This is a genomic window from Ruegeria sp. AG7 (assembly GCF_056541545.1).
In genome coordinates this window covers 24,691-48,979 of the sequence record NZ_JBQFYP010000015.1, presented here as the reverse complement: position 1 = coordinate 48,979, position 24,289 = coordinate 24,691, and the positions used below count along the sequence as shown (strand labels likewise).

At 57.1% G+C, this 24,289-nt stretch carries 24 protein-coding genes; 7 read left to right on the top strand and 17 right to left on the bottom strand.

All coding sequences use genetic code 11. The features are described 5' to 3' along the window. Window positions 1-24 precede the first annotated feature (24 nt). The 13 genes from ACR0BF_RS16885 to hpaR all read right to left on the bottom strand — a co-directional run bounded on the left by ACR0BF_RS16885 (window position 25) and on the right by hpaR (window position 12,986). On the bottom strand, window positions 25-954 hold the full coding sequence (locus ACR0BF_RS16885; protein WP_480606971.1) for a FecR family protein: 930 nt from the start codon (window positions 952-954) through the stop codon (window positions 25-27). 397 nt (window positions 955-1,351) lie between these two features. Then, on the bottom strand, window positions 1,352-2,866 hold the full coding sequence (locus ACR0BF_RS16880; RefSeq protein WP_480625364.1) for an aldehyde dehydrogenase (NADP(+)): 1,515 nt from the start codon (window positions 2,864-2,866) through the stop codon (window positions 1,352-1,354). Window positions 2,867-2,937: 71 nt separating this feature from the next. After that, a complete protein-coding gene (locus ACR0BF_RS16875; RefSeq protein WP_480478132.1) occupies window positions 2,938-3,618 on the bottom strand; it encodes a GntR family transcriptional regulator in 681 nt (226 codons plus the stop codon). A gap of 227 nt (window positions 3,619-3,845) precedes the next feature. Further along, on the bottom strand, window positions 3,846-4,871 hold the full coding sequence (locus tag ACR0BF_RS16870) for a trans-3-hydroxy-L-proline dehydratase (RefSeq protein ID WP_480555189.1): 1,026 nt from the start codon (window positions 4,869-4,871) through the stop codon (window positions 3,846-3,848). An 8-nt stretch (window positions 4,872-4,879) separates the two neighbouring features. Continuing rightward, window positions 4,880-5,980, bottom strand: a complete 1,101-nt coding sequence (locus ACR0BF_RS16865) for a cis-3-hydroxy-L-proline dehydratase (protein ID WP_480520581.1) — start codon at window positions 5,978-5,980, stop codon at window positions 4,880-4,882. A 15-nt stretch (window positions 5,981-5,995) separates the two neighbouring features. Then, window positions 5,996-7,246, bottom strand: coding sequence for an NAD(P)/FAD-dependent oxidoreductase (locus ACR0BF_RS16860; protein WP_480625363.1), 1,251 nt, complete (start codon window positions 7,244-7,246; stop codon window positions 5,996-5,998). A 66-nt stretch (window positions 7,247-7,312) separates the two neighbouring features. After that, window positions 7,313-8,245, bottom strand: coding sequence for a 4-hydroxyproline epimerase (locus ACR0BF_RS16855; protein WP_480625362.1), 933 nt, complete (start codon window positions 8,243-8,245; stop codon window positions 7,313-7,315). Then, window positions 8,236-9,195: a dihydrodipicolinate synthase family protein gene (locus ACR0BF_RS16850; RefSeq protein ID WP_480555183.1), complete on the bottom strand. Its 960-nt coding sequence runs from the start codon at window positions 9,193-9,195 to the stop codon at window positions 8,236-8,238. The genes ACR0BF_RS16855 and ACR0BF_RS16850 overlap by 10 nt, the downstream gene beginning before the upstream one ends. A gap of 37 nt (window positions 9,196-9,232) precedes the next feature. Next, a complete protein-coding gene (locus tag ACR0BF_RS16845) occupies window positions 9,233-9,955 on the bottom strand; it encodes an amino acid ABC transporter ATP-binding protein (RefSeq protein WP_480478144.1) in 723 nt (240 codons plus the stop codon). Next, on the bottom strand, window positions 9,952-10,614 hold the full coding sequence (locus ACR0BF_RS16840) for an amino acid ABC transporter permease (protein WP_480606955.1): 663 nt from the start codon (window positions 10,612-10,614) through the stop codon (window positions 9,952-9,954). The genes ACR0BF_RS16845 and ACR0BF_RS16840 overlap by 4 nt, the downstream gene beginning before the upstream one ends. 11 nt (window positions 10,615-10,625) lie before the next feature. Further along, window positions 10,626-11,288 carry an amino acid ABC transporter permease gene (locus ACR0BF_RS16835; RefSeq protein ID WP_480606952.1) on the bottom strand — a complete coding sequence of 221 codons (663 nt, stop codon included), beginning with the start codon at window positions 11,286-11,288 and terminating at the stop codon, window positions 10,626-10,628. A 72-nt stretch (window positions 11,289-11,360) separates the two neighbouring features. Continuing rightward, window positions 11,361-12,161, bottom strand: a complete 801-nt coding sequence (locus ACR0BF_RS16830) for a transporter substrate-binding domain-containing protein (RefSeq protein ID WP_480623687.1) — start codon at window positions 12,159-12,161, stop codon at window positions 11,361-11,363. Between the two features lie 384 nt (window positions 12,162-12,545). Further along, complete coding sequence (gene hpaR / locus ACR0BF_RS16825; RefSeq protein ID WP_480521553.1) at window positions 12,546-12,986, bottom strand: homoprotocatechuate degradation operon regulator HpaR; 441 nt, start codon at window positions 12,984-12,986, stop codon at window positions 12,546-12,548. A gap of 107 nt (window positions 12,987-13,093) precedes the next feature. Here hpaR and ACR0BF_RS16820 point away from each other — a divergent pair, with 107 nt between their 5' ends. From ACR0BF_RS16820 to ACR0BF_RS16800, 5 genes are all read left to right on the top strand, one after another. After that, the gene (locus ACR0BF_RS16820) at window positions 13,094-13,492 is read left to right on the top strand and encodes a 5-carboxymethyl-2-hydroxymuconate Delta-isomerase (RefSeq protein ID WP_267365252.1); all 399 of its coding nucleotides are present in this window, start codon (window positions 13,094-13,096) and stop codon (window positions 13,490-13,492) included. A gap of 3 nt (window positions 13,493-13,495) precedes the next feature. Next, entirely contained in the window at window positions 13,496-15,004 is a 1,509-nt protein-coding gene (gene hpaE, locus ACR0BF_RS16815; RefSeq protein WP_480625361.1) for a 5-carboxymethyl-2-hydroxymuconate semialdehyde dehydrogenase, read from the top strand. A gap of 54 nt (window positions 15,005-15,058) precedes the next feature. After that, window positions 15,059-15,901, top strand: a complete 843-nt coding sequence (hpaD, locus tag ACR0BF_RS16810) for a 3,4-dihydroxyphenylacetate 2,3-dioxygenase (protein WP_480606941.1) — start codon at window positions 15,059-15,061, stop codon at window positions 15,899-15,901. A 122-nt stretch (window positions 15,902-16,023) separates the two neighbouring features. Beyond that, on the top strand, window positions 16,024-17,421 hold the full coding sequence (locus ACR0BF_RS16805) for a pyridoxal phosphate-dependent decarboxylase family protein (protein WP_480521221.1): 1,398 nt from the start codon (window positions 16,024-16,026) through the stop codon (window positions 17,419-17,421). Further along, a complete protein-coding gene (locus ACR0BF_RS16800; protein WP_480521223.1) occupies window positions 17,418-17,567 on the top strand; it encodes a hypothetical protein in 150 nt (49 codons plus the stop codon). Before ACR0BF_RS16805 ends, ACR0BF_RS16800 begins: the two co-directional genes overlap by 4 nt. A 310-nt stretch (window positions 17,568-17,877) precedes the next feature. Here ACR0BF_RS16800 and ACR0BF_RS16795 read toward each other — a convergent pair whose 3' ends face one another. The 4 genes from ACR0BF_RS16795 to paaG are packed head-to-tail and all read right to left on the bottom strand — an operon-like array spanning window position 17,878 to window position 21,026. Further along, window positions 17,878-18,474 carry a TetR/AcrR family transcriptional regulator gene (locus tag ACR0BF_RS16795; protein ID WP_480478162.1) on the bottom strand — a complete coding sequence of 199 codons (597 nt, stop codon included), beginning with the start codon at window positions 18,472-18,474 and terminating at the stop codon, window positions 17,878-17,880. Window positions 18,475-18,477: 3 nt separating this feature from the next. Next, on the bottom strand, window positions 18,478-19,788 hold the full coding sequence (paaK, locus tag ACR0BF_RS16790) for a phenylacetate--CoA ligase PaaK (protein WP_480478164.1): 1,311 nt from the start codon (window positions 19,786-19,788) through the stop codon (window positions 18,478-18,480). Window positions 19,789-19,812: 24 nt separating this feature from the next. Then, window positions 19,813-20,238, bottom strand: coding sequence for a hydroxyphenylacetyl-CoA thioesterase PaaI (paaI, locus tag ACR0BF_RS16785; protein WP_480547562.1), 426 nt, complete (start codon window positions 20,236-20,238; stop codon window positions 19,813-19,815). Between the two features lie 2 nt (window positions 20,239-20,240). Further along, on the bottom strand, window positions 20,241-21,026 hold the full coding sequence (paaG, locus tag ACR0BF_RS16780; RefSeq protein ID WP_480496128.1) for a 2-(1,2-epoxy-1,2-dihydrophenyl)acetyl-CoA isomerase PaaG: 786 nt from the start codon (window positions 21,024-21,026) through the stop codon (window positions 20,241-20,243). Between the two features lie 103 nt (window positions 21,027-21,129). On the opposite strand from paaG, the gene ACR0BF_RS16775 reads away from it, so the two are divergent. Both ACR0BF_RS16775 and ACR0BF_RS16770 read left to right on the top strand, forming a co-directional pair. Next, a complete protein-coding gene (locus ACR0BF_RS16775) occupies window positions 21,130-23,163 on the top strand; it encodes an FAD-dependent oxidoreductase (RefSeq protein ID WP_480625360.1) in 2,034 nt (677 codons plus the stop codon). A 70-nt stretch (window positions 23,164-23,233) separates the two neighbouring features. Then, window positions 23,234-24,253, top strand: a complete 1,020-nt coding sequence (locus tag ACR0BF_RS16770) for a TRAP transporter substrate-binding protein (protein WP_480625359.1) — start codon at window positions 23,234-23,236, stop codon at window positions 24,251-24,253. Window positions 24,254-24,289: the final 36 nt, after the last annotated feature.

Genomic DNA, 24,289 nt, shown 5'->3' with positions numbered 1-24,289 from the left:
GCAAAGCCCAATTGGTCAAAAGCGCTATTGGACCAGTTCGTTTCCCGGCTCCTGTTGTTCCGGTTCTTCCGGTTCAGACTCTTCTGGTTCCGGTTCAGGTTCTTCCGGTTCTTCCGGTTCAGACTCTTCTGGTTCCGGTTCAGGTTCTTCCGGTTCCGGTTCGGGTTCTACTTCCGGCTCTGGTTGTGACGGGGGCGATGGCGGTGCTGCGACGCTGATTGCGCGCGGCTGCGGCGCAGTTCTGCGAATGTCGGCCCTGTCGACTTTGGCCTGCTGCACGGGTGCACCTTCGCCAGAACACCCCTCAACCCTCACCTGCAATGGAGGCAGCAGGCCTTCCTGCGACTGAACAAATGGGAAACCAGATTTCAGCGCCTGATCATACTGCTCCTGATCAGCAGGCCGCCCGACTGTCCCGCCTCCACTGGTGGCATACATGCTGCATACGCGGCCTGTGGACCTGCAAGACCCCTGTGCACTGCACATTTGAACCGTTCCGTGCAGGACAAGCATTGCACTCTGGGTTTGTGATACGACCCACATGTCGAAAGTTGTTCCGCGAACGGCCATAGTCGCAGTCGGTGTCTTGATCGAATATGCACCTTTTCGGCTTTTGCCGGAAATGAATCGAAAGCTGCCACCCAAGGCCTGCACGGCAAAGCTTTTGGCCTTTCGATTGCCGCGCAGCATAGTCACGTCCAACACCATATGCGCATTGGGGCCAACGGCAATTTTTGTTTCATCCACAAATACGATCTGTACCAAACCGCTGTGATCTGTAGATATCGTATCGCCTGATTCAACGTCCATTCCTGAAATGACAGGCTGAGTGTTTCCGGCGCGAATGATCTGAGCGCCTTGCTTGGCGCTGATAACTGTTCCGATGTTGGCAAGGGCCTGCGCCGGCATGAGCGCGACAACAAATACAACCAACACAATCTTTAACCAAGTCAAACCAGAGCCCCTTCCCCCCACGGGTCTAAGTAAACGCGAAGCGCGCCAAGCTCGATTTTTGCCCCCAGAAATGTGTTATTCTTATTCAAATGCTCTAAAATGCTAGCAATATTTATGCATTATGGTGTGTATTTGTAGCAAGTTGTTTTTTAATCCGCGTTTACCAGCTTAAACACTTACGGATATGTGGGCGATGGTCTCCGCCATGGTCAGTAGGTGTGAACAACATGCTAACACCAATGGAAAAGAGAGACGTAAGTGGGGCTAACTGGCAGGTGTTTAGCAAGGCAACTGAACAGGCCAAAGCGCAGTATCCGTCAAATTCGCGCATAGGGCACGTGGCTCATCGCTTTTCTCGCGATGAGCCGTGATGCTTTTGCAGCGTGTTGTTGAAGGGTCAGAGGAATTGTTCGGGCAACAATGCGTCCGGCATGTTTTGGTAACACACGGGTCTCAGGAACCGCCGGATTGACAACGTGCCAACCGAGGTGGCACCGAAATTGGTCGAAGCGGGGTAGGGGCCGCCATGCACCATGCTGTCACAGACCTCGACGCCCGTGGGAAAGCCATTGGCAAGCACACGTCCGGCCTTGCGCTCGAGGATCGGCATCAGGCAACGCGCGGTGTCCATGTCCGCATCATCCATATGCAGTGTACAGGTCAGCTGACCTTGCAGGCTGTGTGCGACGGCCTGCATTTCGTCAGGCGTTTCGGCGGTCACAATAACGCCTAGCGGGCCAAAAACCTCTTCACCAAGGGTTTCGTTTGCCAGCCAGTTCACAGCATTGGTGCGATACAGGTGCGGGGACGCGGTGCGTTGGCCACGCATCGAGGTCAGAACCTCCTGCACACCTGTTGTATTGGCGATCCTTGCCTGACCAGCTCGATAAGCGTCGGCGATGCCGTCGGTTAGCATGGTCTGCGCGGGTGTCTTTGACAGGGCGGTTCGCGCGGTCTCAGCGAAGCGGTCCGCTGCTGCACCCGCCAGCATAACGGCGACCCCGGGGTTGGTACAGAACTGACCTGCGCCCATGGTCAGCGACCCCGCCCAGTTCTGAGCAATGTTGTCGCCCCGGTTCGTCAGCGCAGCATCGAGAATGAACATCGGGTTGACCGAGCCAAGTTCACCGAAAAACGGGATTGGCTCAGGACGCGCGGCACATAGATCGAACAGTGCCCGTCCACCAGCCAATGAGCCAGTGAATCCGACAGCCCTGATCAGCGGGTGTTGTACCAAAGCGGAACCCACGGTCCGGTCACCCCCCTGAATCAGACTGAAAACACCGGGATGAATTTTGCAGCGTTCGATGGCAGCATGTATGGCCTCGGCTATGATCTCACCGGTACCCGGGTGAGCGCTGTGCCCTTTTACGACAACGGGGCACCCAGCAGCCAAAGCGGCTGCGGTGTCGCCGCCTGCGGTTGAAAAGGCCAAAGGGAAATTCGAAGCACCGAATACGGCGACAGGGCCAATCGGGCGCTGAAGCATTTTCAGATCCGGGCGCGGCAGCGGCGAGCGGTCTGGCAACGGGCCGTCGTGGCGCCGATCCAGATACTCACCACTCAGAATATGTGTCGCAAACAAGCGAAGTTGGCCCGATGTGCGACCCCGCTCCCCTTGCAGACGGGCCTCGGGCAGGCCGGTTTCCTGCGTGCCTATTGCAGTAATCGCCTCGGCGCGGGCTTCGATCTCATCTGCTATGGTATTCAGAAATGCCGCGCGGTCTTCCCGGGTCGAAAAACCATAGCTCCAGAACGCTTCTTCGGCAGCTTCCGCAGCTGCATCAACATCCTGAAGACGCCCCACCGAAAAACTGTGTGAAGATCCAAAAGCGGGCTGTGACTGAAAAACCGTGTCACCTGAAAGCCAATTTCCAGCGATGAGGTGCTTACCATGGGGGGAGCAGGTCATGAATGTTCCATATCTACGATTCTAATGTTATGGATAATGTATCCAATTAAGGAGGGCAATCAAGCGCCCTGTTAGGTCTCCTCCATGGCGCGTTTTGCCACGATCATCTCCAGCAGTTGTTCCTTTGTTCGCCGGATGTGCCGCATCAGCATGTCACAGGCTTCGTCGACGTTCCCTGCTTGCGCTAGTTTCAACAGCTCTCGATGTTCTTTTTTCGCCGGTTCCCGCTGCTTCATCACGCTCAGATGCATTCGGACATAGCGGTCTGATTGCAGATTGACGCGATCCAGCAATTCATTTGTCAGTTTCCTCTGCGATGCCGCGTAAAGGGCGGAGTGGTATTGATAGTTCAGGATCCCCCACTTCCCGACGTCATTCTCGTCATAAGACGCTTCCATCTGTGTCAATATGTCGTTGCATCGCGCAAAGTCGGCAGATGTCATCTGCGGAATGGCTCTGCGGAAAAGATCGACTTCAATAAGCATTCGAAGGTCGAATATCTCTCCGATTTCATTCAGGGAGTGCTTGGTGACTGATCCGCCCCGATTATTGGCCCATTGAATCAGGCCTTCAGCGTTCAGACGCTTCAGGGCCTCGCGGATGGGCATCCGCGATACGTCATATTCCTCGGCCAGAGCTTCCTGGCGAATAGCTTCACCTTCGGCAAGTTCACCATTCAGTATCCGCTCACGAAGATCGTTCGCGATGACATCTGGTAGGCTTTGCTTGGTTATTGCGCGCTTTCCTGCCATAATTTTCCTGCCACTTGTTTGGGTACAGCTACCGGTTACCGGCGGTTATTCCAAGTTGAGCCGCGACGCGACCACTTAGAAAGCTGATTAAGGACACTCCGTTTAATAATGCATCCAATATCTATGTTGTTTCAACCCTGCTGAGACAGCGAGGTAAGACCAAGTGCGAATGGAACCTTCTGTGACCGCCTTTCCCTGAGAGCGGGCACGGTCAATGCACTGTTTAGTCAGACACCCCAGGTGTCCGACAAGCGATACCCGCCAGGCCAGGGGTCATCTGGGTCAAGCATGTGTTGATGAATGCCGGTGATCCAGCCGCGCCCACTTATTTCGGGGACAATCGCGGCACGGCCCGCCACCTCGGTGGCATCGACGATCCTGCCAGTGAACCGTGATCCGATGATCGAGACCGCCTCGAATGTCTGACCCGGCGACATCAACCCCTTTGCAGCCATCAGCGCCATGCGTGCGGAAACCGCTGTACCCGTGGGCGATCTATCAACTTTGCCCGGTTGGATTGCGACGGCAGATTTGCCAGTTAATCCGGTCTCGGTCTGGCTGATCGGGCCGCAGAAAGCACAGAATGAAATGTGGTCCCAATCCGGGTTTTCAGGATGCGAAAACCCAAGCTGTTCATTGGCTGCATTGGTGATCTTCACCCCCAATCGGGCGATGTCACGGGCCTCGTGTTCGACAATCTCGAATCCCAATGCCTGTGCATCGACCACGACAAAACTGTCACCCCCATAGGCGGTATCAACCATGATCGTATCCAATCCGGGTACCTCAAGCGGGACGGACAGTTTGTCGGCAAAGCTGGGCAGGTTCTGCACGAAAATGCGTTGCGCTTTTCCACCGCTGCATTCCGCCCGTACACGAACCAGCCCGCCTGGGGCCTCAAGCACCATATGAGTTTCGGGTTCCTGCATCGGAATGATTCCGCCATCCAGCAATACGGTTGAAACACAGATCGAGTTCGAACCGGACATGGGTGGCGTGTCTTCGGGTTCCATAATGATAAAGGCCGCGTCGGCCTTGGGGTGTTTCGGGGGCACCAGAAGATTGACATGACGGAAAACACCGCCCCGAGGTTCGTTCAGAACGAAGTTGCGCAGCGTCTGGTCGCCCGCGACAAAGCTGCGCTGTTCCCACAAGGTATCGCCCGGTGGCGGGGCGACACCCCCAACAATAACATCCCCGACTTCGCCTTCTGCATGGGCAGAAATGACATGAACGGTTTTGCTGCTCCGCATCGGATCTCTCAATATTGTGCGACAGGCTCGCCCAGAGCGTCGAAAATCGGTGTAACGCCCAGACCCGGACGGGCGGGTGCGGTCATCCGGCCGTTGACACGCTTTGGCGCACCCTCGGCAATGTCCACCGTGCCGTAGGAATTGAAATCCGTGGCAGAGAATGTGAACTCGGACGGCGTTGAACGGGCCAGATGTGCGATGGCTGCGGTGGTGATGTCACCGCCCCAGGTGTCTTCGATCGTCATGGGGATGCCGTGCGCCACGCAGAGGTCACGCATAAGACGGGCTTTGGTCAACCCTCCAACTTTCGAGATCTTCAGGTTGATCACATCCATCGCGTCTTCGGCAATGCCGCGGACCAGCGTGTTGGGGGTGTCGATCACCTCGTCCATCACGAAAGGCAATGCGGTGCGGCGGCGGATCGACACGCATTCCTCATACGTCAGGCAAGGCTGTTCCACATAGACATCCAGACCCGAAATCGCTCCCACCACGCGGGCGGCCTCGTGCCGGGTCCAGCCGGTATTGGCGTCCGCTACCAGCAGGTCCGTCTTTTTCAGAACGGCGCGGGTGGCGTGGATACGGTCAATGTCGTCATTGGCCTCGCCACCCACCTTGAGCTGAAATTTGGTGTAGCCTTCGGCGGCATAGCCTTCGATCTTTTTGGCCATGATCTCGGGTGCTTCCTGACTGATCGCGCGATAAAGCACCACATCGTCCTGCGCCGCGCCACCCAGCAAGGTGTAAAGCGGCTGTTCCGTGGCCTTGCCCAGCAGATCCCAGCAGGCAATATCCACCGGGGCCTTGGCATAAGGATGACCCCGCAAGGCCGCATCCATCGTGCGGTTGATCTGACCGATATTCAGTGGGTCCTGCCCGATCAAATGCGGGGCCAGCTCTGCCAGCCCGGCCCGGACGCCGAGCGCGAAAGACGGCAGATAGGCCGAGCCAAGCGGGCAGCATTCGGCATAGCCTTTCAACCCCTCATCCGTGATGATTTCCAAAACGGTGCTGTCAAACACTTCGACAAAATTGCCGTTGGACCAGCTATAGCGGCCTTCTTTCAGCGGCAGATTCACCTGATATACGTTCAGCCCGGTGATTTTCATAAGGTGTTCTCCAGATTAGAAGCGTGTGGATGCGAAAGGTGACATATCGAGCACCGGCTTGGCGTCAGTGACCAGATCGGCCACCAGTTCGGCCGTGCCTGCGGATTGGGTCAGCCCCAGATGACCATGGCCAAAGGCATAAAGCACCTTTGGTGCGCGCGAAGATCGGTCAATCACTGGCAGGCTGTCGGGCAGTGACGGGCGAAAGCCCATCCATTGCGTGCCGCCCTCTAGGTTAAGGTCTGGCATGAAGCGCCCGGCCTTGGCCAGCAACGTGTCAGCGCGCCGGTAATTTGGGGCCAGCTTCAATCCACCCAGTTCGACCGCGCCACCGATGCGCACACCGCCGTTGATCCGGGTCACCACAAACCCATGCCCCCCAAAGGTCAGATGCGTGCGCAGGTCAAAAGCGCCTTCGGGCAGGGTCGTGTTATAACCCCGCTCGGTCTCTAGCGGGATATGATCCCCTAGGGATTTGGCCAGTTGGTGTGACCAGGCTCCGGCGGCGACAATCACCTGACCTGCCGAAATGTCACCGTTGACGGTGACGAGACGCACGCCGTCATCGGTTGGTATCAGTGCCGTGATCCCTGCGATCTTAACCTGCCCACCGCGCGCGATGAACTGTTCCGCCAGATGCTTGGTCCAGCGGGCCGGATCGACGGTATTCATCCATGTCGGGGTAAAACCCGCATGGGTGAATCGCCGGTTTAGTCCGGGTTGAATCTCGGCAATTTCATCCGGACTGTCCAAAAGATCAAACGGGATGCCATGGTCCTTGCGCAGGTCCCAGGTGGGCAGGCTGGCACGGAAATCTCTCTCACTCTCGAACAACTGCAATTGGCCTTGGCGCTGCATCAGCGCTTCGCCGTCTACATATGCGATCTGGCGCTCCAGCGCGGAGCGGCTTTGGTTCATCAGCGCGGCCTGTGCGGACAGTGAGGCAGCATAACGATCCCGCCAACTGGCCCGCCAGAACCGGAGCATCCACGGTGCAATACTCAGCGCATAAGCGGGCGGGATCGACAAAGGCCCCAGCGGATCAAGAAGCCATTTTGGTGCTTTGCGCATGATCCCTGGGGTTGCAAGCGGCACGATATCTGTAAAGGCAAAGGCCCCGGCATTGCCCTTTGACGCTCCGGCTGCAACGCCTTCACGGTCCAGCACCAGCACCTGCCTTCCACGCTTTTGCAATTCCAGCGCTGAGCTGATGCCAATGATGCCAGCACCGATCACAACTATGTCCGTTTTGGTGTTATGCTGCATGGTTACAGGTTCTCAAATCGTGGTGCGGGGTCGGGGACCGGACAGTGTCTGTCCCCGGACTTGATTTCAAAGCGCGATACCATCACGGAACGGATCATTCGGCGCGAAAACCAACCTGCCTTCCGACATGATATGCGCCTGCCCGGTCAGGGTGGGAATGACACACCCGTTCGGGCCGGGTTGGTAGCTCAGCACATAGGGGCTGCCGATCACGCTTTCCTGCACAATCTCTTCCCCGGCGGCCAGCGCCCCGTTTTCCGCCAGACAGGCGAGGCGCGCCGAACTGCCCGTACCGCAGGGCGACCGGTCATATTGATTGTCAGGGCACAATACAAAGTTTCGGCTGTGAACATTCTTGTTGGGGGATTGATCCTGTAGGATCACGTGATCGACCAGTTCCCCGTTCTCACCACACACGCCCTGTGCGATGCAGGCTTCACGTATGGCGATGGTCAGATCTGTCAACGCACGAATATTTCCCGGATTCACCGGGATCGGGCTGGGATCAACAATGAAGAACCAATTTCCGCCATAGGCAAGATCGCCGGTTATCGACCCATGGCTGCCGACCTCAATTTGCACAGCTGCCCGCACGCGGCGGCTCTCGACATTTGTGACGCGCACGGTATTGGCGTCCAGCAACTCCACCGAGATGACCCCGACCGGGGTTTCCACCCGGTGCGTGCCCGGCCGGATCCGACCCATATGGGCCAGAGTGACACCCAAACCGATGGTGCCATGCCCGCACATGCCCAGAACGGCATCCGCATCGAAATAGATCACGCCGGTCTCGCATCTTGAATCTTCGGGCGCGACCAGAAGCGCGCCCACCATTCCGGGCTGTCCGCGCGGTTCCAGTAAGATGGATTTGTAGAACACCTCATGCTCGGTGGCCAAGCGTCGTGCACGCTCGGCCAGTGGGCCGGACCCCAGATCGGGGCCACCGTCGAGGATTACCCGCGTAGGCATTCCCCCGGTGTGACTGTCAATCACATGCATTCAGCAATGACCCCGCCCTGGTCGGACCAATCAGTAAACCAAGTGCGGAACAGGTCGTATTGCTGTTCGCAATAGTTGCGCTGGGCATCCGTCAACTCGTCGGTTTCGTTGAAGTGCAAGCGGTACTCTTCTTCGCCGTTCAGGACCAGCAGGTGTTTGTAATACAGTACCAGATCGGTGCCTTCGTCAAAGCTGGCCAGCACGCCAAAGGCTTCTTCCAGTTCCCGCGCGCGAAGGCGGGCTTCGGCATGACCGGCTGCCGCTTTCTGACACAGGGCCGCCAGCAGAAGTGCCTCTTTTGGCAGGGCAGTGCCAATCCCTGTGATCGAGCCGGTGGCGCCGCAATTGACGAAGCCATGGTAGACTTCGGTGTCTACGCCAACCATCAGTGTGACCTGATCATCTTTCGAGGTAATGTGTTCCGCCGCATAGCGCAGATCGCTTTTGCCACCGAATTCCTTGAACCCAACCAGGTTGGGATGATCTGCGCGCAGTTCCAGGAACAGATCGGCGCGCGTCGCAAAGCCGTAAACCGGGCTGTTATAGATGATTGCCGGAATATCAGATGCAGCCGACAGGATCGCTTTGAAATGGTTGCGCTGCGCCGCGATGGACGATCCACGCGACAATACACGCGGGATCACCATAAGCCCTGCCGCACCAACTTTTTGCGCATGTGCGGCAAGCGCTACGGCGGATTTCGAATTTATCGCACCGGTGCCGACGACAACGGGCAGTCCGGCTGCGATCAGACGTTCGACACCTTCCATCCGTTCGGCATCCGACAAGAGAGGCCAATCGCCCATCGAGCCGCAATAGACCACGGCGGACATGCCTGCTTCGATCATTTCCTTGCCCTTTTTCACCAGCGCGTCGAAATCCGGTGTCCGGTCCGGTTTGCAGGGGGTCATTAGGGCTGGCATGGTGCCGGTGAAGATATTTTGGGACATGAAGGTAACCTTCCTAATTGTATTGGGGCGGGGGCTTTTATCGCACATTCGACAGGAATTTGCGGGTATGTTCGGATTGGGCTTCGCTAAAAATCTGCGCGGGCGGACCGATCTCTTCCATCACGCCCTGATGAAAAAAAGCAACCCGGTCTGATACATCACGAGCGAAACCCATCTCATGCGTGACACAAATCATCGTCATCCCTTCTTCGGCCAATAACCGCATCGTGTCGAGAACCTCGCCCACCAGTTCAGGATCCAGCGCCGAGGTTGCTTCGTCAAACAGCATGTATTCCGGCTCCATCGCCAGCGCGCGGGCAATGGCAAGTCGCTGCTGCTGACCGCCCGATAAGGCCGAGGGAAAGACGTTCAGCTTCTCGCCCAACCCTACATGGGTCAACTGCTTTGCGGCAATGTCACGCGCCTCGTCCCTCGACTTGCCTTTGACAATCTTCGGGGCCAACGCAACGTTTTCCAGTGCTGTCAGGTGCGGAAAGCTGTTCCATTGCTGGAACACCATCCCCAGCTTTGTGCGCAGCTTGTTGATATCGGTGCCTTTTGCATGAACATCAATGCCATCAACCCTGACCGATCCTTGCTGGATCGGTTCCAGCCCGTTGATGCAATAGAGAAGGGTCGATTTACCGGAGCCTGACGCACCGATCACCGACAGAACTTCTCCTTTCTGCACATCCAGATCGATGCCTTTCAGCACATGCAGCGATCCGAAATATTTGTGCAGGTCGCGAATTTCGATCATTGGGCCCACCTTTTTTCTAGTGACGCGGAATACCGCGAAATCGGATAGCTGAGCGCGAAATAGAACGCGCCAGCGATTGTCAGGATCAGGAACGGTTCCTGCGTGCGGGTGATCAGGATCAGGCTGGCCTTGAGCAGCTCGACATAGCCCAGAACTGAGACCAGTGCGCTGTCTTTCATCACACCCAACGCGACCCCGACCCATGCCGGGAACACCGCGCGCCCACCGATCGGGAAGACGACATAGCGCAGATCCTGCCAATAGGTCATGCCCAGACTGCGCGCCGCGCGGCGCATCGGATCGCCGACGGCCTCAATCCCGCCGCGCGCCACATTCGCAACCAGTGCTGCTGTGTAGATGGATAGGATCACCACGCCCGAGGCGAACGGGTCCAGATTGAGTCCGACAATAGGTGCAAAGTTGTAAAACAGCACCAGTTGGATGATCAGAGGGACCGAACGGAAGATATCCAAAACCGGAGCCAACGTCAGGGTCGCTGCCAGTTTGCCCTCGTACAGAAGCCAACCGCACACCACGCCAAAAACCGTTCCAATGGAAATCGAAAGCATTGAGATCCAGAGCGTTCGCAGCGCGGCTTCGCCCAGAAACCACAGATCGTTGATGTTGAAGCCGCTGAAAAAGCTGACAGTGGGTTGCATCTGTGCCTCCTTCAGTAGCGGAAAAGCCGGGACGCCAGCAGGCGCGAGGCAAAAAGGATGATTTTGACGATCACGTAGTAGATGACCGCGGTGACGGCGAAATATTCAAAGATTCGGAAAGTGCGCGAGGCAAAGAACTGCGTCTCGCCCGACAGTTCCCGGAAGCCGACCAGCATACCCAGTGACGACATCAAAACAGCCCAGACCATCTGGTTCGTGATCGGATGATAGACAATGCGAAACACCTGCGGGATCACGACGCGTGTGTAAGCCTGCCACGCGTTCATGCCCAGCGATCGCGACGCGCGTAGCTGTGTCTCGGGGACGGCCTGAAAACCGCCACGGAAGTTTTCAGCCAGATAACCGGCGCAATTGAATGTCAGTCCGGCCAGCACGATGAAGTACGGCGACAGATGCAGGCCAAAGGCACCAAGCCCGAAGCCGAAAAAGAACAGCTGGAACAGTGCCGGAGTATTGCGCGCCAGTTCGACCCAGGCTGAGGCGAACCAGTAAAGCGGTCCTTTCAGGTGCAGCCGCGTCAGTGCCAGACAAAGCCCGATGATGATGCCAAGGACCATTGCCAGCACGGCAACCTGTATCGTCAGCAGCGATGCCTCAAGCAGGTCCGGCAGGCTTTTCATCACCGGTCGCCAATGGAAGTTATAGTCGAACACGGGTGTCCCTCGCGCAATTTACCGGTCCTTTCGCCCGAAGAGAACCGGGCGAATGGTTGGTACAGTAAAGGATCAGTACATTACGCCGGGAATGCGAAGTTCGGGGGCTTCGCCACCGACATAATTTCCCCAATGCTCCTGATAGCGGCCCGAACGCACCTGGTGGGTCACGAACAGGTTCAAGAAGTTCAGCCAGGTGACATCTTCGCGCTTGCCGACAACCGAAGTGTAGTCGGTGGTCCATGGCATGCGAGGACCGGCAACAACAGTTTCATATTGCTGGGTAATCGGCAGCACGGCAGTGTTTGTGGTAATGCCGATATCGGCCTTGCCCTGAGCCACCGCCAGGAACACTTCATTCTCGGACTGGTAGCCTTGGTAATTGCCTTCTTCACCCCATTCGGCGGCGATCTTCAGCCATTCCTGCTCGGGCACGGTGCCGATCGCGGCAGCCACGCGCTTGCCACGGATATCCTCGAAGGTTTCAATGCCACTTTCGGCATTCACCACACCCTGCGCATAATAGATGGCGTAAGGAATGGTAAAGCCCACCGTACGCGCCCGTTCAAGGCTGTCCGAGGTTGCTCCGAACACAACGTCTGCGCGTCCGGTGACGATCACTGGCAGGCGTTCCGCCCAGGTCAGCGGCAGGATTTCGGCCTCAACTTCAAGAGCGGCGGCCAGATCATTGCAGTATTCGACATCAAAGCCTGCCGGTTCGTTATTCGCGTCGCGATACCCAATTGGCGGAAAATCCAACACAACACCGCAGCGCAATGTCCCGCGATCTACGACATCGTCCAGCGTGTCCGCCATCGCAGGAACCGTGGTGATGGTGGTGAGGGCCGCCAGTGCGGCGAGTTTCTTGAGCATGTGATCCTCCCTGAATCAATCGATACGCGCAGCTATAGAGGATATTGTATCCAACATCCAGTATTTTGTTGAGCAGGGAAAGCCTACTTTCAAAGGGTGTCATGGCTCTTGGGTGCGATTGAAATGACTGACTTGGCCCGCGTGGAAGGCCGTCGTCCGACGGTGGCCAAATGGAATTGGCACCAGGTATTACTGAGTTGGAGGTTTTGGCCGAAAGTGGTCCGTCGTCAAACGTGAAGGTGCATTGTGCACAGAAGCCGGGGTGCTTTCAGCTTGAGACGGAAAACGTTTTGTGATGGGAGTGTGTGACGCCCAAGCAACTCCAACCTGCGTCTCTTAAAGAAAACCGGCAATGCTTGCCCGCGCGACCAAATGTGCGTTCGGTCAGACTTTGACGGCTTGGAGTTCTTCGAGCAGGTCGAGGAGTTGATTGAGTTTTTCTTGTCCCATTTGTTTTTCGATACTTTGGTAGATCTGCAGAGAGGTTCCGAGGTTTTCGGCGAGGATGTTTCGTCCTTCGTTTGTGATCTTCACCATTGTGCGTCGTTTGTCATGGCTGTCCTGGCGGCGTGATATTTGGCCTTCGGCTTCCATCGTGCGCAGGATGCGGGTGAGGCTTGGCAACAACAGGCAGGCCTCTTTGGCGATTGAGCTTTGCTCCACTTCACCCAGCTCGTCCAGCACGCGCAGGATGCGCCATTTCTGCTCGGTCAGTTGTATCCCCTGCAGCATGTCCCGGATGGGGGCCATGACGGTTTCGCGTGCGCGCAGCAAGGCAATCGGTAGGGCGCGCGAGGTGTTTTTGGTGTGGCTTTGTTCACTCATGGCAGTCTTGTAATTCGCGGAGTCAAAAGATGCAAAGATTAACAAAGCAAGTTCTTGACAGTGGGGGCTCCAATTTACTAAACATGTTTACCATTGGAGGGGAGCACATGCCACATTTTCACGTCGAATATTCCGGCAATCTGGAAGACAGGATCGATATGAGTGGCTTGTGCGAATGCATCCGGGCCACGGCTGCCGGGATCAAGACATTCCCCCTGCCCGGTATTCGTGTCCGGGCCACGCGGGTCGATCACTATGCCATCGCGGACGGCAATCCGGCGCATGGGTTTATCGATATCTCGATCCGCCTGCGCGCTGGCCGGGCTGCGGATGTCAAACGGGACGCCACGCAGCGCATTTTCGAGGCGGTTGAGGCCTATCTGTCCCCCGCCTTCGCCGGACATTCCATCGCGCTCTCGCTTGAGATGCGTGACATTGACCCAGACCTTTCGCCCAAGACCGGCACGATCCGGGACCATTTGGGCGCGACCAACCAGGAGACCTGATCCATGAGCGCACTGGATACGAACATCGAGAAGCTGGCGGGCTTTCTGGCGCGGTTTAAGGAGACCGGCATCAAGAACCGGATCGCGGGCGAAGATCGCGACGGTTCCGCAGGGGTGTTCCAATCCACATCTCCGGTTGACAGGTCGGTGATCTGCGATGTCGCCCATGGCACTGCCGATGATATCGACGCTGCCGCCAATGCCGCTCATGTCGCATTTGCCGATTGGCGCGACATGCCTGCCACCGAGCGGCGCCGCATCTTGCTGAACGTTGCCGATGCGATCGAGGCCCGTGCCGAGGAAATTGCGCTGTGTGAATGCTGGGACACAGGCCAGACCCTGCGCTTTATGTCCAAGGCCGCGCTGCGGGGGGCCGAGAACTTCCGCTATTTCGCGGATCAGGTGATACAGGCGCGGGACGGTCAGCATCTTAAGTCGCAGACCCTGATGAACATCACCACGCGCGTTCCGATTGGTCCGGTGGGGGTGATCACGCCGTGGAACACGCCGTTCATGCTGTCGACATGGAAGATCGCGCCTGCTTTGGCCGCCGGGTGCACCGTGGTTCACAAACCGGCCGAAGATTCTCCGCTGTCCGCTCGCCTGCTGGTGGAGATCGCCGAAGAGGCCGGGCTGCCCAAGGGGGTGCTGAACACCGTGAACGGGTTCGGCCCCGATGCGGGTAAAGCGTTGACGGAACATCCGTTGATCAAGGCGATTGCCTTTGTCGGTGAAAGCCGCACCGGCAGCAGCATCACCAAACAAGGTGCCGATACGCTCAAGCGGATGCATCTGGAGCTGGGCGGCAAGAACCCGGTTGTCGTGTTCGACGACGCCGATCTCGACCGGGCGCTGGATGCGGTGATCTTCATGATCTACTCGATCAATGGCGAGCGCTGCACGTCATCCTCGCGCCTGCTGGTGCAGGACACCATCAAGGACGCGTTCGAGGCCAGGCTGATCGAACGGGTCAACACCATCAAGGTCGGGCATCCGCTGGATCCTGCGACCGAGATCGGGCCACTGGTGACCGAGGAGCATTATAACAAGGTGACTTCCTATTTTGACATCGCCAAAGAAGACGGTGCGACTGTCGCCGCCGGAGGTGCCAAGGTCGGCGACACAGGGTATTTCATTCGCCCAACCCTGTTTACCGATGCCAATAACCAGATGCGTATCGCGCGCGAAGAGATATTCGGCCCGGTTCTGACCTCGATCCCGTTCTCGACCGAGGACGAGGCGCTGCAGATCGCCAACGACACACCATACGGTCTGACCGGCTATGTCTGGACCAATGACCTGACCCGCGCCTTGCGGTTCACCGACAAGCTTGAAGCCGGGATGATCTGGGTGAACTCGGAAAACGTCCGCCACCTGCCAACACCGTTCGGCGGCGTCAAGGCATCCGGTATCGGCCGCGACGGCGGCGACTGGAGCTTCGAGTTCTACATGGAACAAAAACACGTCGGCTTCGCAACAGGAAAACACAATATCATGCAGCTGGGGAAGTGAACTCGGGCAATGGCTCTGGTACACAAACGTCGGTAAACACGAGGAGGAACTGTCATGGGAAAGATCGTACAAGCCGCGAAGATTACGCATGTGCCAAGTATCTGGATGTCCCATACGATGCCAAAATACAAAGGCATCCGGCAGTCTGCCATTGATGGTTATGCGCGCCTGCGCCAGGACGCGATAGATCGCGGGGTCGAGACGTTCCTTGTGTTCGACACTCATTGGATCACCAATCAGGGGTTTCACCTGAATACCAAAGAGCACCATAAAGGCCGCTTCATTAGCCACGAACTGCCACATATGCTGGCGGATATGGAGTTTGATTATCGCGGGGATCACGCGTTGGGGGAAACCATCCTTGATGTTTTGCGCGAGCGCGGTGAGCGGGCACTTGGCCATTCGCACCCCGATATGGGCATGGAATATGGCACCCTTCTGCCTATGCATTTCATCAACGAAGGGGTGAATGCCCGCGTTTTGCCTGTTGCAGTCAACCAGTTCTCGTCGATCCAGGAAAACCGCATCTGGGGTGAGGCCATTGCCGAAGGTATCCGACGTTCCGACCGGAAGGTTTCCGTAATGGCATCCGGCTCACTCAGCCATGACTTTACGACGAATGAACGCTCGGTCGAAGGGTTGAATGCGGTAAACGGCGAGTTCAACCGCCAGATGGATATGCACGTGCTGGAGATGTGGGAGCAGGGACGGTTTGAAGAGTTTCTTGAGATGCTTCCAGACTATGCAAAGAAATGTACAGGCGAATGCGCCATGAAGGACACTGCTTTGCTGTTCGGAGCTCTGGGCTGGGGCAGCTACAAGGGTGAGGTCGACATCTACACCCCCTACTTCGGCAGCTCTGGCACAGGTCAGGCGAATGTCAGTTTTTCGGTCTGAAGGCAGAACCTGGGACCTATTCAATTGAAAAATGCACACCTGTTCGGCTTTAGTCCACGAGCCGAACAGGTAAGGTCGGGGACTGGACGAATTGGTGCTCAGTTACAAAAGAAGGCTTGCGCATGGATTGGGACACGTTTTCGCATTGGGGTCAGCACATTTCGAAATGGGCGGCCGACTATCACAGAACTCTTGCCGAGCGCCCTGTTCGCGCACAGACCACACAAGGAGAAATCGCGGCCCAGCTAAAGGTATCGCCCCCCGATAGTGGCGAGCCGATGGAAGCCATCATGGCCGATTTCGAACAGATCGTGATGCCGGGTATTACTCATTGGCAACACCCCCGGTTCTTTGCCTATTTCCCGGCCAATGCAGCGCCCCCGTCGATGCTGGCTGAAATGCTGGTGACCACAATCGCGGCGCAATGCATGTTATGGCAGACCTCACCAGCTGCGACTGAAGTCGAAGGTGTCATGGTCGATTGGCTGCGGCAAGCGCTTGGATTGCCGGAAGGTATGACCGGAGTTATTCAGGACAGCGCATCATCAGCCACGTTGTCGGCTGTGTTGACAATGCGGGAACGGGCAACAGGGTTTACCGGCAACCGCGAAGGCCTGAACGCCAAGGGCGCGCTGCGCATTTACTGCTCAGATCAGGTGCATTCGTCGATTGATCGGGCTTGCTGGGTTGCGGGGATTGGTCAGGACAATCTGGTGAAACTGCCTACAGGTGGTCCGACCTTTGCGATTGATGCAGGGGCTCTTGACGCCGCAATTCAGGGTGACATCGCGGCTGGGTATGTGCCTGCCGGTATCATTGCAATTACGGGCGGTACCGGGGTTGGGGCCTGCGATGATCTGGTAGCGGTCGCTGAGATTGCGCAAAAATACGACCTCTACACACATCTAGACGCGGCCTGGGCGGGGTCGGCGATGATCTGCCCCGAGTTTCGTGAGGCCCTTTGGCCCGGGGCGGACCGTTACGACAGCATTGTCTTCAACCCCCATAAATGGATGGGTGCGCAGTTCGATTGCGCGATCCAGTTTCTGCGGGACGCCGCGCCACAGCTCAACACGCTTAAGATCGAACCGGAATACCTCAAGACCACTGGGGCAGAGGTGACGAATTATTCGGAATGGACCATCCCCCTGGGTCGTCGGTTCCGGGCATTGAAGATCTGGTTCTTGTTGCGATCATACGGTCTCGACGGGTTGCGGGACCGTATTCGCAACCATGTGCTCTGGGCCAATGAACTTGCAGAAAAGATCGGCGCGATGGAGGGGTTTGAGGTCACCACCGGCCCGATCCTGAGCCTGTTTTCCTTTCGCTGTCCTGGGGATGACGCTGCGCAGCAGCGGCTGGTGGATGCGCTGAATGACGATGGCCGAATTTACTTGACGCAAGGCATGTTCGATGGCCGCAAGATCATCCGCTTTCAGGTTGGGCAATTCGACACATCCCGCGATGACGTGCTGATGGCCGCGGATGTCATCCGCGATGTCTGGGAGAGCCTGCCATGAAATTCGCAACGTTCAGTGCTGCAAGGGATACAGTCTTTCGCGCGGTTACCAAGGATGGTGCGATCACTCTGAATGATGATTTCCCCGAGTTTTCCAGCCTGTATGAGGTTATCGCTGCGGGTGAGTTTGGCAAAACTGGAGACTAAGAAAGCCAAAGCCGCACACTCTCGTTGTGATTGAGGGACCACCGGAGGAATATCAAATGTCCAACCGGCTGGCGCCGCAAAGTATTTTCTGGAATTGAACAGATCAAGCATGACGGACGAAGAGGTAACGGCGGCGAAACGCAACTTCTTAGACGATTTGAAGATGCGCAAAAAGTAAGAAAGAAGGCCACGCGCTCGCTGCAGCCACGGTCCTTACCTGCGCGCCTCAGGATAGCCGACCAGTCTGGCCTGAGATTTCAGAATAACACACGTGACCAGCCCAAAGCGTGTTTTCCCCAAGCGGGCACGCCTATAGCTTTTGCACGCCATGCATAGTCAGGGTGCTCACCAGATCGGCATAATCCTCGCGGGCTTTGGGGCCTGCGCCGGTGTTCCACATGTAATACCAGTTTAACATGCCAAAGACTGACATAGTCGCTCCTCGAAGCTTGTCCTTGGCTCCGTCAAAAGAACCGGGGGACAACTCCAGAAGTATGTCGCGTACAAAGTTCACCAGATCAAGCTGATAGCCCCGTAGCCTTTTTTGCTGTTCCTCGGTCAGTGCGCTCATGCCACTGATCTGAACCCGGTGCTCGTCATCTGCACCCTGATAGGCAAAAAGGATCTCGCGCACTGCTTTGCGCAGTTTCTGTTCGGGGCTAAGGCCGTCCAGATCAACATTGCAAATCCGGTCCCGCAACTCACGCAGGTACGTTTCAAGGATGTCATACAGGATGGCATCCTTGCTGTCATAGTAGTGGTATATGTTTGCTTTCGAGATCCCACATTCTTTGGCCAAAAGGGTCATCGAAGCACGGTCAAACCCCTGGTCGGCAAACACTTTTGCCGCCATCTTCAGGATCTGCTCTCGTTTTTGGTCGTGGTCTTTAGCAATTGTCCGGGCCACGGCTCAGTCCTTATCGCGATTGTCTACAACGCGCTTCGCCTTGCCCTGAGAGCGTTCGACGTCGCCGGGGTCCCCTACTACAATTTCGGTTGAAACGCCAACGACGTCCTTGATCCGCTTGGTCAGCATCCGAGCAGCGGCCGTTTTTGACAGCTCGTCGGTGGAATCGGGGGAGGATTCAACAAAGACCCGCATGGCGTCCATGCGACCGGATTTATAGAGCTCGATCTGGTAATAGGGGGCAAGACCGCCCGTTGCCATGACCTGTTCCTCGATCTGGCTGGGGAAGACGTTGACGCCGCGCAGGATCATCATGTCGTCGCTGCGACCGGTGATCTTTGCCATCCGGCGCATTGACCTTGCTGTCCCCGGCAGCAGGCACGTCAGATCGCGTGTGCGGTAGCGGATCATCGGCAGCCCTTCTTTGGTCAGTGTCGTGAACACCAATTCTCCGGTTTCGCCATCGGGCAGGACTTCTCCGGTCGCCGGGTCGATGATTTCCGGCAGGAAGTGATCCTCCCAGATTACAGGCCCGTCTTTGGTTTCAACGCATTCATTGGCGACTCCGGGGCCCATGATCTCGGACAGGCCATAGATATCGACGGCGTGCATGTCGAAGGCTGCCTCGACCTCGGCCCTCATCGCGTCAGTCCAGGGTTCGGCACCAAAAACGCCAACCTTCAGCGAGCTCTCACGTGGGTCGAGACCCGCCTTGTGGAACTGTTCAAGGATATTGAGCATGTAGGAGGGTGTAACCATGATCCCGTCAGGACGGAAATCGTTGATCAGGTTGACCTGCTTTTCAGTTTGCCCGCCCGACATCGGGACGACAGTCGCGCCAAGGCGTTCGATCCCGTAATGGGCGCCTAGCCCACCGGTGAACAGCCCATAGCCGTAGGCATTGTGCACCATGTCGCCCTTGCGCAGCCCAGACGCCCGAAGAGAGCGCGCGCCAAGGTCAGCCCAATTGTCGATGTCATTCTTTGTGTAACCGACCACTGTCGGTTTGCCTGTCGTGCCGGAGGACGCGTGCAGGCGAATTATCTCGCTGCGCGGGACCGCAAAAAGACCAAACGGATAGTTGTCGCGCAGGTCGTTTTTATACGTGAACGGAAACTTTGACAAATCCGAAAGCTGCTGAAGATCGTCGGGATGCACGCCAGCCTCGTCAAAGCGCTGCTTGTACATCGGAACGTTTTCATAGGCGTGACGCACGGACCATTTCAGGCGCTCAAGCTGCGTGGCGCGAATTTCGTCGATCGAGGCGATTTCGATCGGGTCCAGGTCCGCTTTGTTGGGGGTAAGGTCTTCCATCGCGTAACTCCTCCAGTCACGAAACTATTCTTGAAAATTCTGGCCGCCAACGGCGCGGGACATGCCGCGAAATTCAGCGATCAGAGTATTGTCTTGATTGATGACGCGGACGTCGTAGATACCGCTGCGACCGGACAGGTTCACTTCTGTCGCGGTAGCCGTCAGGCGGTCACCCTTCCGTCCTGGTGCGAGATAGCTGACCATTGTATGCTGTCCCACCGTTGCAACATTCCGGCTGTTGCAGGCAAAGGCAAAAGCGCTGTCGGCAAGAGCGTGCGTGACGCCGCCATGGCAAATACCGTGTCCGTTACAGTGATGCGGTGCAACAGTCAGTGACAGGACAGCGCGCCCTTCTTCGACCTCCACAAGCTCCATCCCGAACCATTTACTGGCTTCGTCATTGGCCCACATCGCTGCCGCGGATTTTTGGGCACGTTCGTTTGGGGTCATCATCATCTTCCCTGAAAATGCGGTGCGCGTTTTTCGAGGAAACTGGACACGCCTTCTGCGTAATCGGCACTTTCCCCACAAGTTTTCATCGCGTCCGCTTCAATTTCAAGCTGATCGGACAAGGATGTGGTGGCTGCTGTTTGAATGCACTGCTTGGTCAGGCCCAACCCAAGGGTGGCGCCGTTGGCGAGTTGCGTGGCAAGAGCGCGTGCTTCGGTCATCAGCTGATCATCGGGCAACGCCTTCCAGATCAGCCCCCATTCTTCGGCCTGTTTGGCGGTTAGGGGCATTGCTGTCAGGGCCAGCCCCTTAGCGCGCGCTTCGCCCAACAATCGGGGCAGGTGCCAGCTGCCGCCTGTGTCCGGAATCAGCCCGACCTTGGAAAAGCTTTGAATGAACTTTGCGCTTTCCCCGGCCAGAACCATGTCGCAGGCCAGTGCAAGGTTCGCGCCTGCACCCGCGGCCACGCCGTTTACGGCACAAATTACCGGGAAATCCAAAGACCGGATCAGTCGAACCAAAGGGGCATAGAAAGTGCGTACAGTTTTGCCCAGATCAGGCGGGCCATCCATTTTCGAGGGATCGCGGTCTCCAAGGTCCTGACCCGCACAAAAACCGCGCCCTGCGCCGGTCAGCAAAATCGCGCGGGAACCATTTTCGCGCGCGCTCTTCAGCGCGTCCTGAAGGGCAAGATGCATCTCCTCATTGAACGAGTTCAGCTTGTCGGGGCGGTTCAGGGTTATTTCTACCCAGTTTCCGTGATCATGTACAAGGATCGTATCGCTCATGGCAGTCTCATCTGTTCCCGTGACAACTTAATCATTGCATTAACCGAACGGTTGGTCAATATATAAACCCGAACCGAATCTGGACTGATCAAAGGGATTGCCAATGTCGCAGCCGTCGCTGGTGAGTGTTGACTTTAAGGGCGACGTGGCCTGGGTCACGGTCGACAACCCGCCGGTGAACGCAACCTCGACGGGCGTTCGGCAGGGTCTGGCCGCCGCGGTCGATGCAGTTCAGAAAGCTCGGGTTGCCGTCCTGTGCTGCGCCGGTCGGACATTTATCGCGGGCGGTGACATGTCCGAGTTTGATGCGGCTCCGGTTGAGCCGCATTTGCCTGATGTTGTTCAGAAAATCGAAGACAGTAATGTGCCGTTTATCGCCTGTATGCACGGCAACGTGTTAGGTGGCGGGTTTGAAATTGCCATGGCCTGCGCGTGGCGGATCGCAGCGCCGGGCACCAGCTTTGGGTTGCCGGAAGTCAATGTGGGCCTCATCCCGGGGGCAGGGGGCACGCAGCGATTGCCGCGCCTTGTTGGAATGGAAGCAGCGATCGACATCGCCTGTTCGGGAAAAACCCTGAAAGCCGAGGAAATGGCCAATCTCGGCGGAATTGACCTGATTGCCGATAACCCAACGGCAGCTGTTCTGGACTTTGTCGCCAACCTGCCAAAGCGCCCGGCACCTGTCAGTCAAAGGCCCGTCGGCGAATTCGCGTCTGACCTTCTGGAGACGAGCCGTCAGGCTTTGATAAAACGCGCCAGGGGTCAGCAATCACCGCTGGAAAACCTGACCGCGCTCAGCTGGTCGTCCGAACCCTTTGCTGCCGCACAGCCGAAAGAGCGTGCGCGCCATCTGGCTCTGCGTCAAAACTCTGAAAGCCGCGCCTTGCGGTACGCCTTTTTTGCCGAGCGCAAGGTGGCCAGACCTTCCATGATTGCCGGAGTTACTCCGCGCGATATCAGCCGGATCGCAGTTGTCGGTGGCGGGTTGATGGGCGCAGGGATCGCCACCGCTGCCCTGAGTGGCGGGCTGTCTGTTACTTTGATTGAAAGAGATTTGGATGCAGCTGCCGCCGCCCGTAGCCGGGTTGAGGGGCTGCTACAGAGGGCGGTCAAGCGGGGTAAGATGTCCGAAGCACAGCTGCGGGAACGCCTTGCTGCGTTTCGAGCTGTGGACAGCTACTCCGAAGCTGCGAACGCTCAGCTGGCGATCGAGGCTGTGTTTGAAGACTTGTCAGTCAAGCAACAGGTTTTTGCAGAATTGGCCCGCCATATGCAGCGTGACGCGATTCTGGCCACGAACACGTCTTACCTGAGCCCAGTCGATATCTTCGCGGGTATCGAAAATCAATCGCGGTGTATTGGCCTGCATTTCTTCAGCCCTGCCCATGTTATGAAGCTGTTGGAAGTCGTGCATACGCCGCAAACTTCGCCCGAAGTTGTCGCCACCGGGTTTGCGCTTGGAAAAAGGCTTCGCAAGGTTTCTGTGCTGTCGGGCATCTGTGATGGTTTTATTGGCAACCGGATGTTGGCTGCGTATCGGCGCGAGGCCGATTATTTGCTGGCGGATGGGGCGTTGCCTTATCAGGTGGACCAGGCAATGCGAGCTTTCGGGATGCCCATGGGGCCTTACGAGTTGCAAGATCTGACCGGCCTCCAAATCGCCTGGGCCAACCGAAAACGTAATGCAGCAACCCGCGACCCGAACGAACGTTATGTGACGATTGCTGACCAGCTTTGCGAGATGGGTCGTCTTGGCCAGCGCACGGGCAAAGGATGGTATCGCTATGAAGACGGTACTCGCGAACCGATCCGTGATCCCGAAGTGGACGCGTTGATCGAGTCCTACTCGGCTGATCAGGGCATAACGCGGCGGGCATACGCACAGGACGAAATCGTGTCGCGCATTTTGGCGGTGTTGGACAATGAGGGCGCGTTGATCATTCAGCAGGGGATCGCCGAGTCCGCGGAAGCCGTCGATATGGTTCAAATTCACGGCTACGGCTTTCCGCGCTGGCGCGGCGGTCCGATGAACTACTGCAAGGAAATCGGTGCCAGCACGACGCAGGCAATGATGGAAACCGTAGCCAAGGAAAGCCCCGGTTCATGGCGCGTCGCGGGCTGTCTTGGAGACAATTAACAAGTTGATGGTTACAAAAGTGACCATTAACGCATTCTTGACTCATGTTTCACAGGGAGGAGACAGAACTATGAAATTCACAAGGTTGAGCACACTTCTTGCCTCAGCTGCATTGGCCGTTTCAGGTACAGTGGCGCTTGCGGCAGACTATACGCTGACCATCTCCAGCTGGGCCCCACCGACCCATGGCATCAATGCCAAGATGTGGCCGAAATTCGTCGAGATGATCGAAGAGGCCACCGATGGTCAGGTCACCGCCGAGCTGAAGCTGGGCCTTGCCCCGCCCCCCGCGCAGATGGACTTGATCATGGATGGCGCTGCCGATGCCTCGATCATATTCCACGGCTATCAGCCGGGTCGGTTTGTCACCACCAAGATGATCGAACTACCCGGATACGAAGGCTCGGCCGAGGCTGCGTCGGTTGCGTATTGGCGGGCATATGACGCGCATTTGAAGGCAGCGGATGAACACCGTGGTGTGAAAGTGATCGCTTTGCACACGCATGGTCCAGCTCAGCTGCATTCCAGCAACCCGGTAACAACACTGGACGAAGTCTCGGGCCTCAAGGTTCGCATCCCCGGCGGTGTTGGTGGTGACGTGGGCACGGCGCTGGGTGCAACCGGTATCCAGGTTCCTGCACCGAAAGTGTATGAAACCCTGGCTTCCAAAGCCGCAGATGGCGTCGTCATGCCCTTTGAATCCCGCAAAGGTTTCAAGCTGACGGAAGTGGCCCAGAACGTCTATGAGGTCCCTGGCGGCCTGTATCGCGGTTCGTTTGCCTTTATTATGAACGAGGACACCTTTGCTGATCTGCCCGCCGATCTGCAGGCAGCGCTGGAAGAAAACGTTTTCGGGGAACCGCTGAGCCGCGAAATTGGCAAGATCTGGGATGAGATCGATGCGATCGGCCGGGAAGAGACCGAAGGCGCCGAAGGTAACGCAATCCATGCCGCATCCGCTGAAGATCTGGAAAAGTTCAATGCGATTGCCGCGGATGTACGCGCCAAGGTTATCGACGAAGTCAGTGGCACAGGCATCGACGCCCAGGCCGCCTACGACATGATCGTAAATGAAATGGCTGCGCAATAACGCAGTCGGGCTGGCGGACGCGATCCGCCAGCCGAT

Bases quoted from the DNA above. Each gene is read 5' to 3' on its own strand.
- paaI (WP_480547562.1), bottom strand. From the start codon at position 20,238: ATGACCCCAAACGAACGTGCCCAAAAATCCGCGGCAGCGATGTGGGCC.
- ACR0BF_RS16830 (WP_480623687.1), bottom strand. From the start codon at position 12,161: ATGCTCAAGAAACTCGCCGCACTGGCGGCCCTCACCACCATCACCACG.
- ACR0BF_RS16875 (WP_480478132.1), bottom strand. From the start codon at position 3,618: ATGGCAGGAAAGCGCGCAATAACCAAGCAAAGCCTACCAGATGTCATC.
- ACR0BF_RS16770 (WP_480625359.1), top strand. From the start codon at position 23,234: ATGAAATTCACAAGGTTGAGCACACTTCTTGCCTCAGCTGCATTGGCC.
- ACR0BF_RS16855 (WP_480625362.1), bottom strand. From the start codon at position 8,245: ATGCATGTGATTGACAGTCACACCGGGGGAATGCCTACGCGGGTAATC.
- ACR0BF_RS16865 (WP_480520581.1), bottom strand. From the start codon at position 5,980: ATGAAAATCACCGGGCTGAACGTATATCAGGTGAATCTGCCGCTGAAA.
- ACR0BF_RS16805 (WP_480521221.1), top strand. From the start codon at position 16,024: ATGGATTGGGACACGTTTTCGCATTGGGGTCAGCACATTTCGAAATGG.
- paaG (WP_480496128.1), bottom strand. From the start codon at position 21,026: ATGAGCGATACGATCCTTGTACATGATCACGGAAACTGGGTAGAAATA.
- ACR0BF_RS16820 (WP_267365252.1), top strand. From the start codon at position 13,094: ATGCCACATTTTCACGTCGAATATTCCGGCAATCTGGAAGACAGGATC.
- paaK (WP_480478164.1), bottom strand. From the start codon at position 19,788: ATGGAAGACCTTACCCCCAACAAAGCGGACCTGGACCCGATCGAAATC.
- ACR0BF_RS16850 (WP_480555183.1), bottom strand. From the start codon at position 9,195: ATGTCCCAAAATATCTTCACCGGCACCATGCCAGCCCTAATGACCCCC.
- hpaR (WP_480521553.1), bottom strand. From the start codon at position 12,986: ATGAGTGAACAAAGCCACACCAAAAACACCTCGCGCGCCCTACCGATT.
- ACR0BF_RS16845 (WP_480478144.1), bottom strand. From the start codon at position 9,955: ATGATCGAAATTCGCGACCTGCACAAATATTTCGGATCGCTGCATGTG.
- ACR0BF_RS16840 (WP_480606955.1), bottom strand. From the start codon at position 10,614: ATGCAACCCACTGTCAGCTTTTTCAGCGGCTTCAACATCAACGATCTG.
- ACR0BF_RS16880 (WP_480625364.1), bottom strand. From the start codon at position 2,866: ATGACCTGCTCCCCCCATGGTAAGCACCTCATCGCTGGAAATTGGCTT.
- ACR0BF_RS16800 (WP_480521223.1), top strand. From the start codon at position 17,418: ATGAAATTCGCAACGTTCAGTGCTGCAAGGGATACAGTCTTTCGCGCG.
- hpaE (WP_480625361.1), top strand. From the start codon at position 13,496: ATGAGCGCACTGGATACGAACATCGAGAAGCTGGCGGGCTTTCTGGCG.
- ACR0BF_RS16775 (WP_480625360.1), top strand. From the start codon at position 21,130: ATGTCGCAGCCGTCGCTGGTGAGTGTTGACTTTAAGGGCGACGTGGCC.
- ACR0BF_RS16870 (WP_480555189.1), bottom strand. From the start codon at position 4,871: ATGCGGAGCAGCAAAACCGTTCATGTCATTTCTGCCCATGCAGAAGGC.
- ACR0BF_RS16860 (WP_480625363.1), bottom strand. From the start codon at position 7,246: ATGCAGCATAACACCAAAACGGACATAGTTGTGATCGGTGCTGGCATC.
- hpaD (WP_480606941.1), top strand. From the start codon at position 15,059: ATGGGAAAGATCGTACAAGCCGCGAAGATTACGCATGTGCCAAGTATC.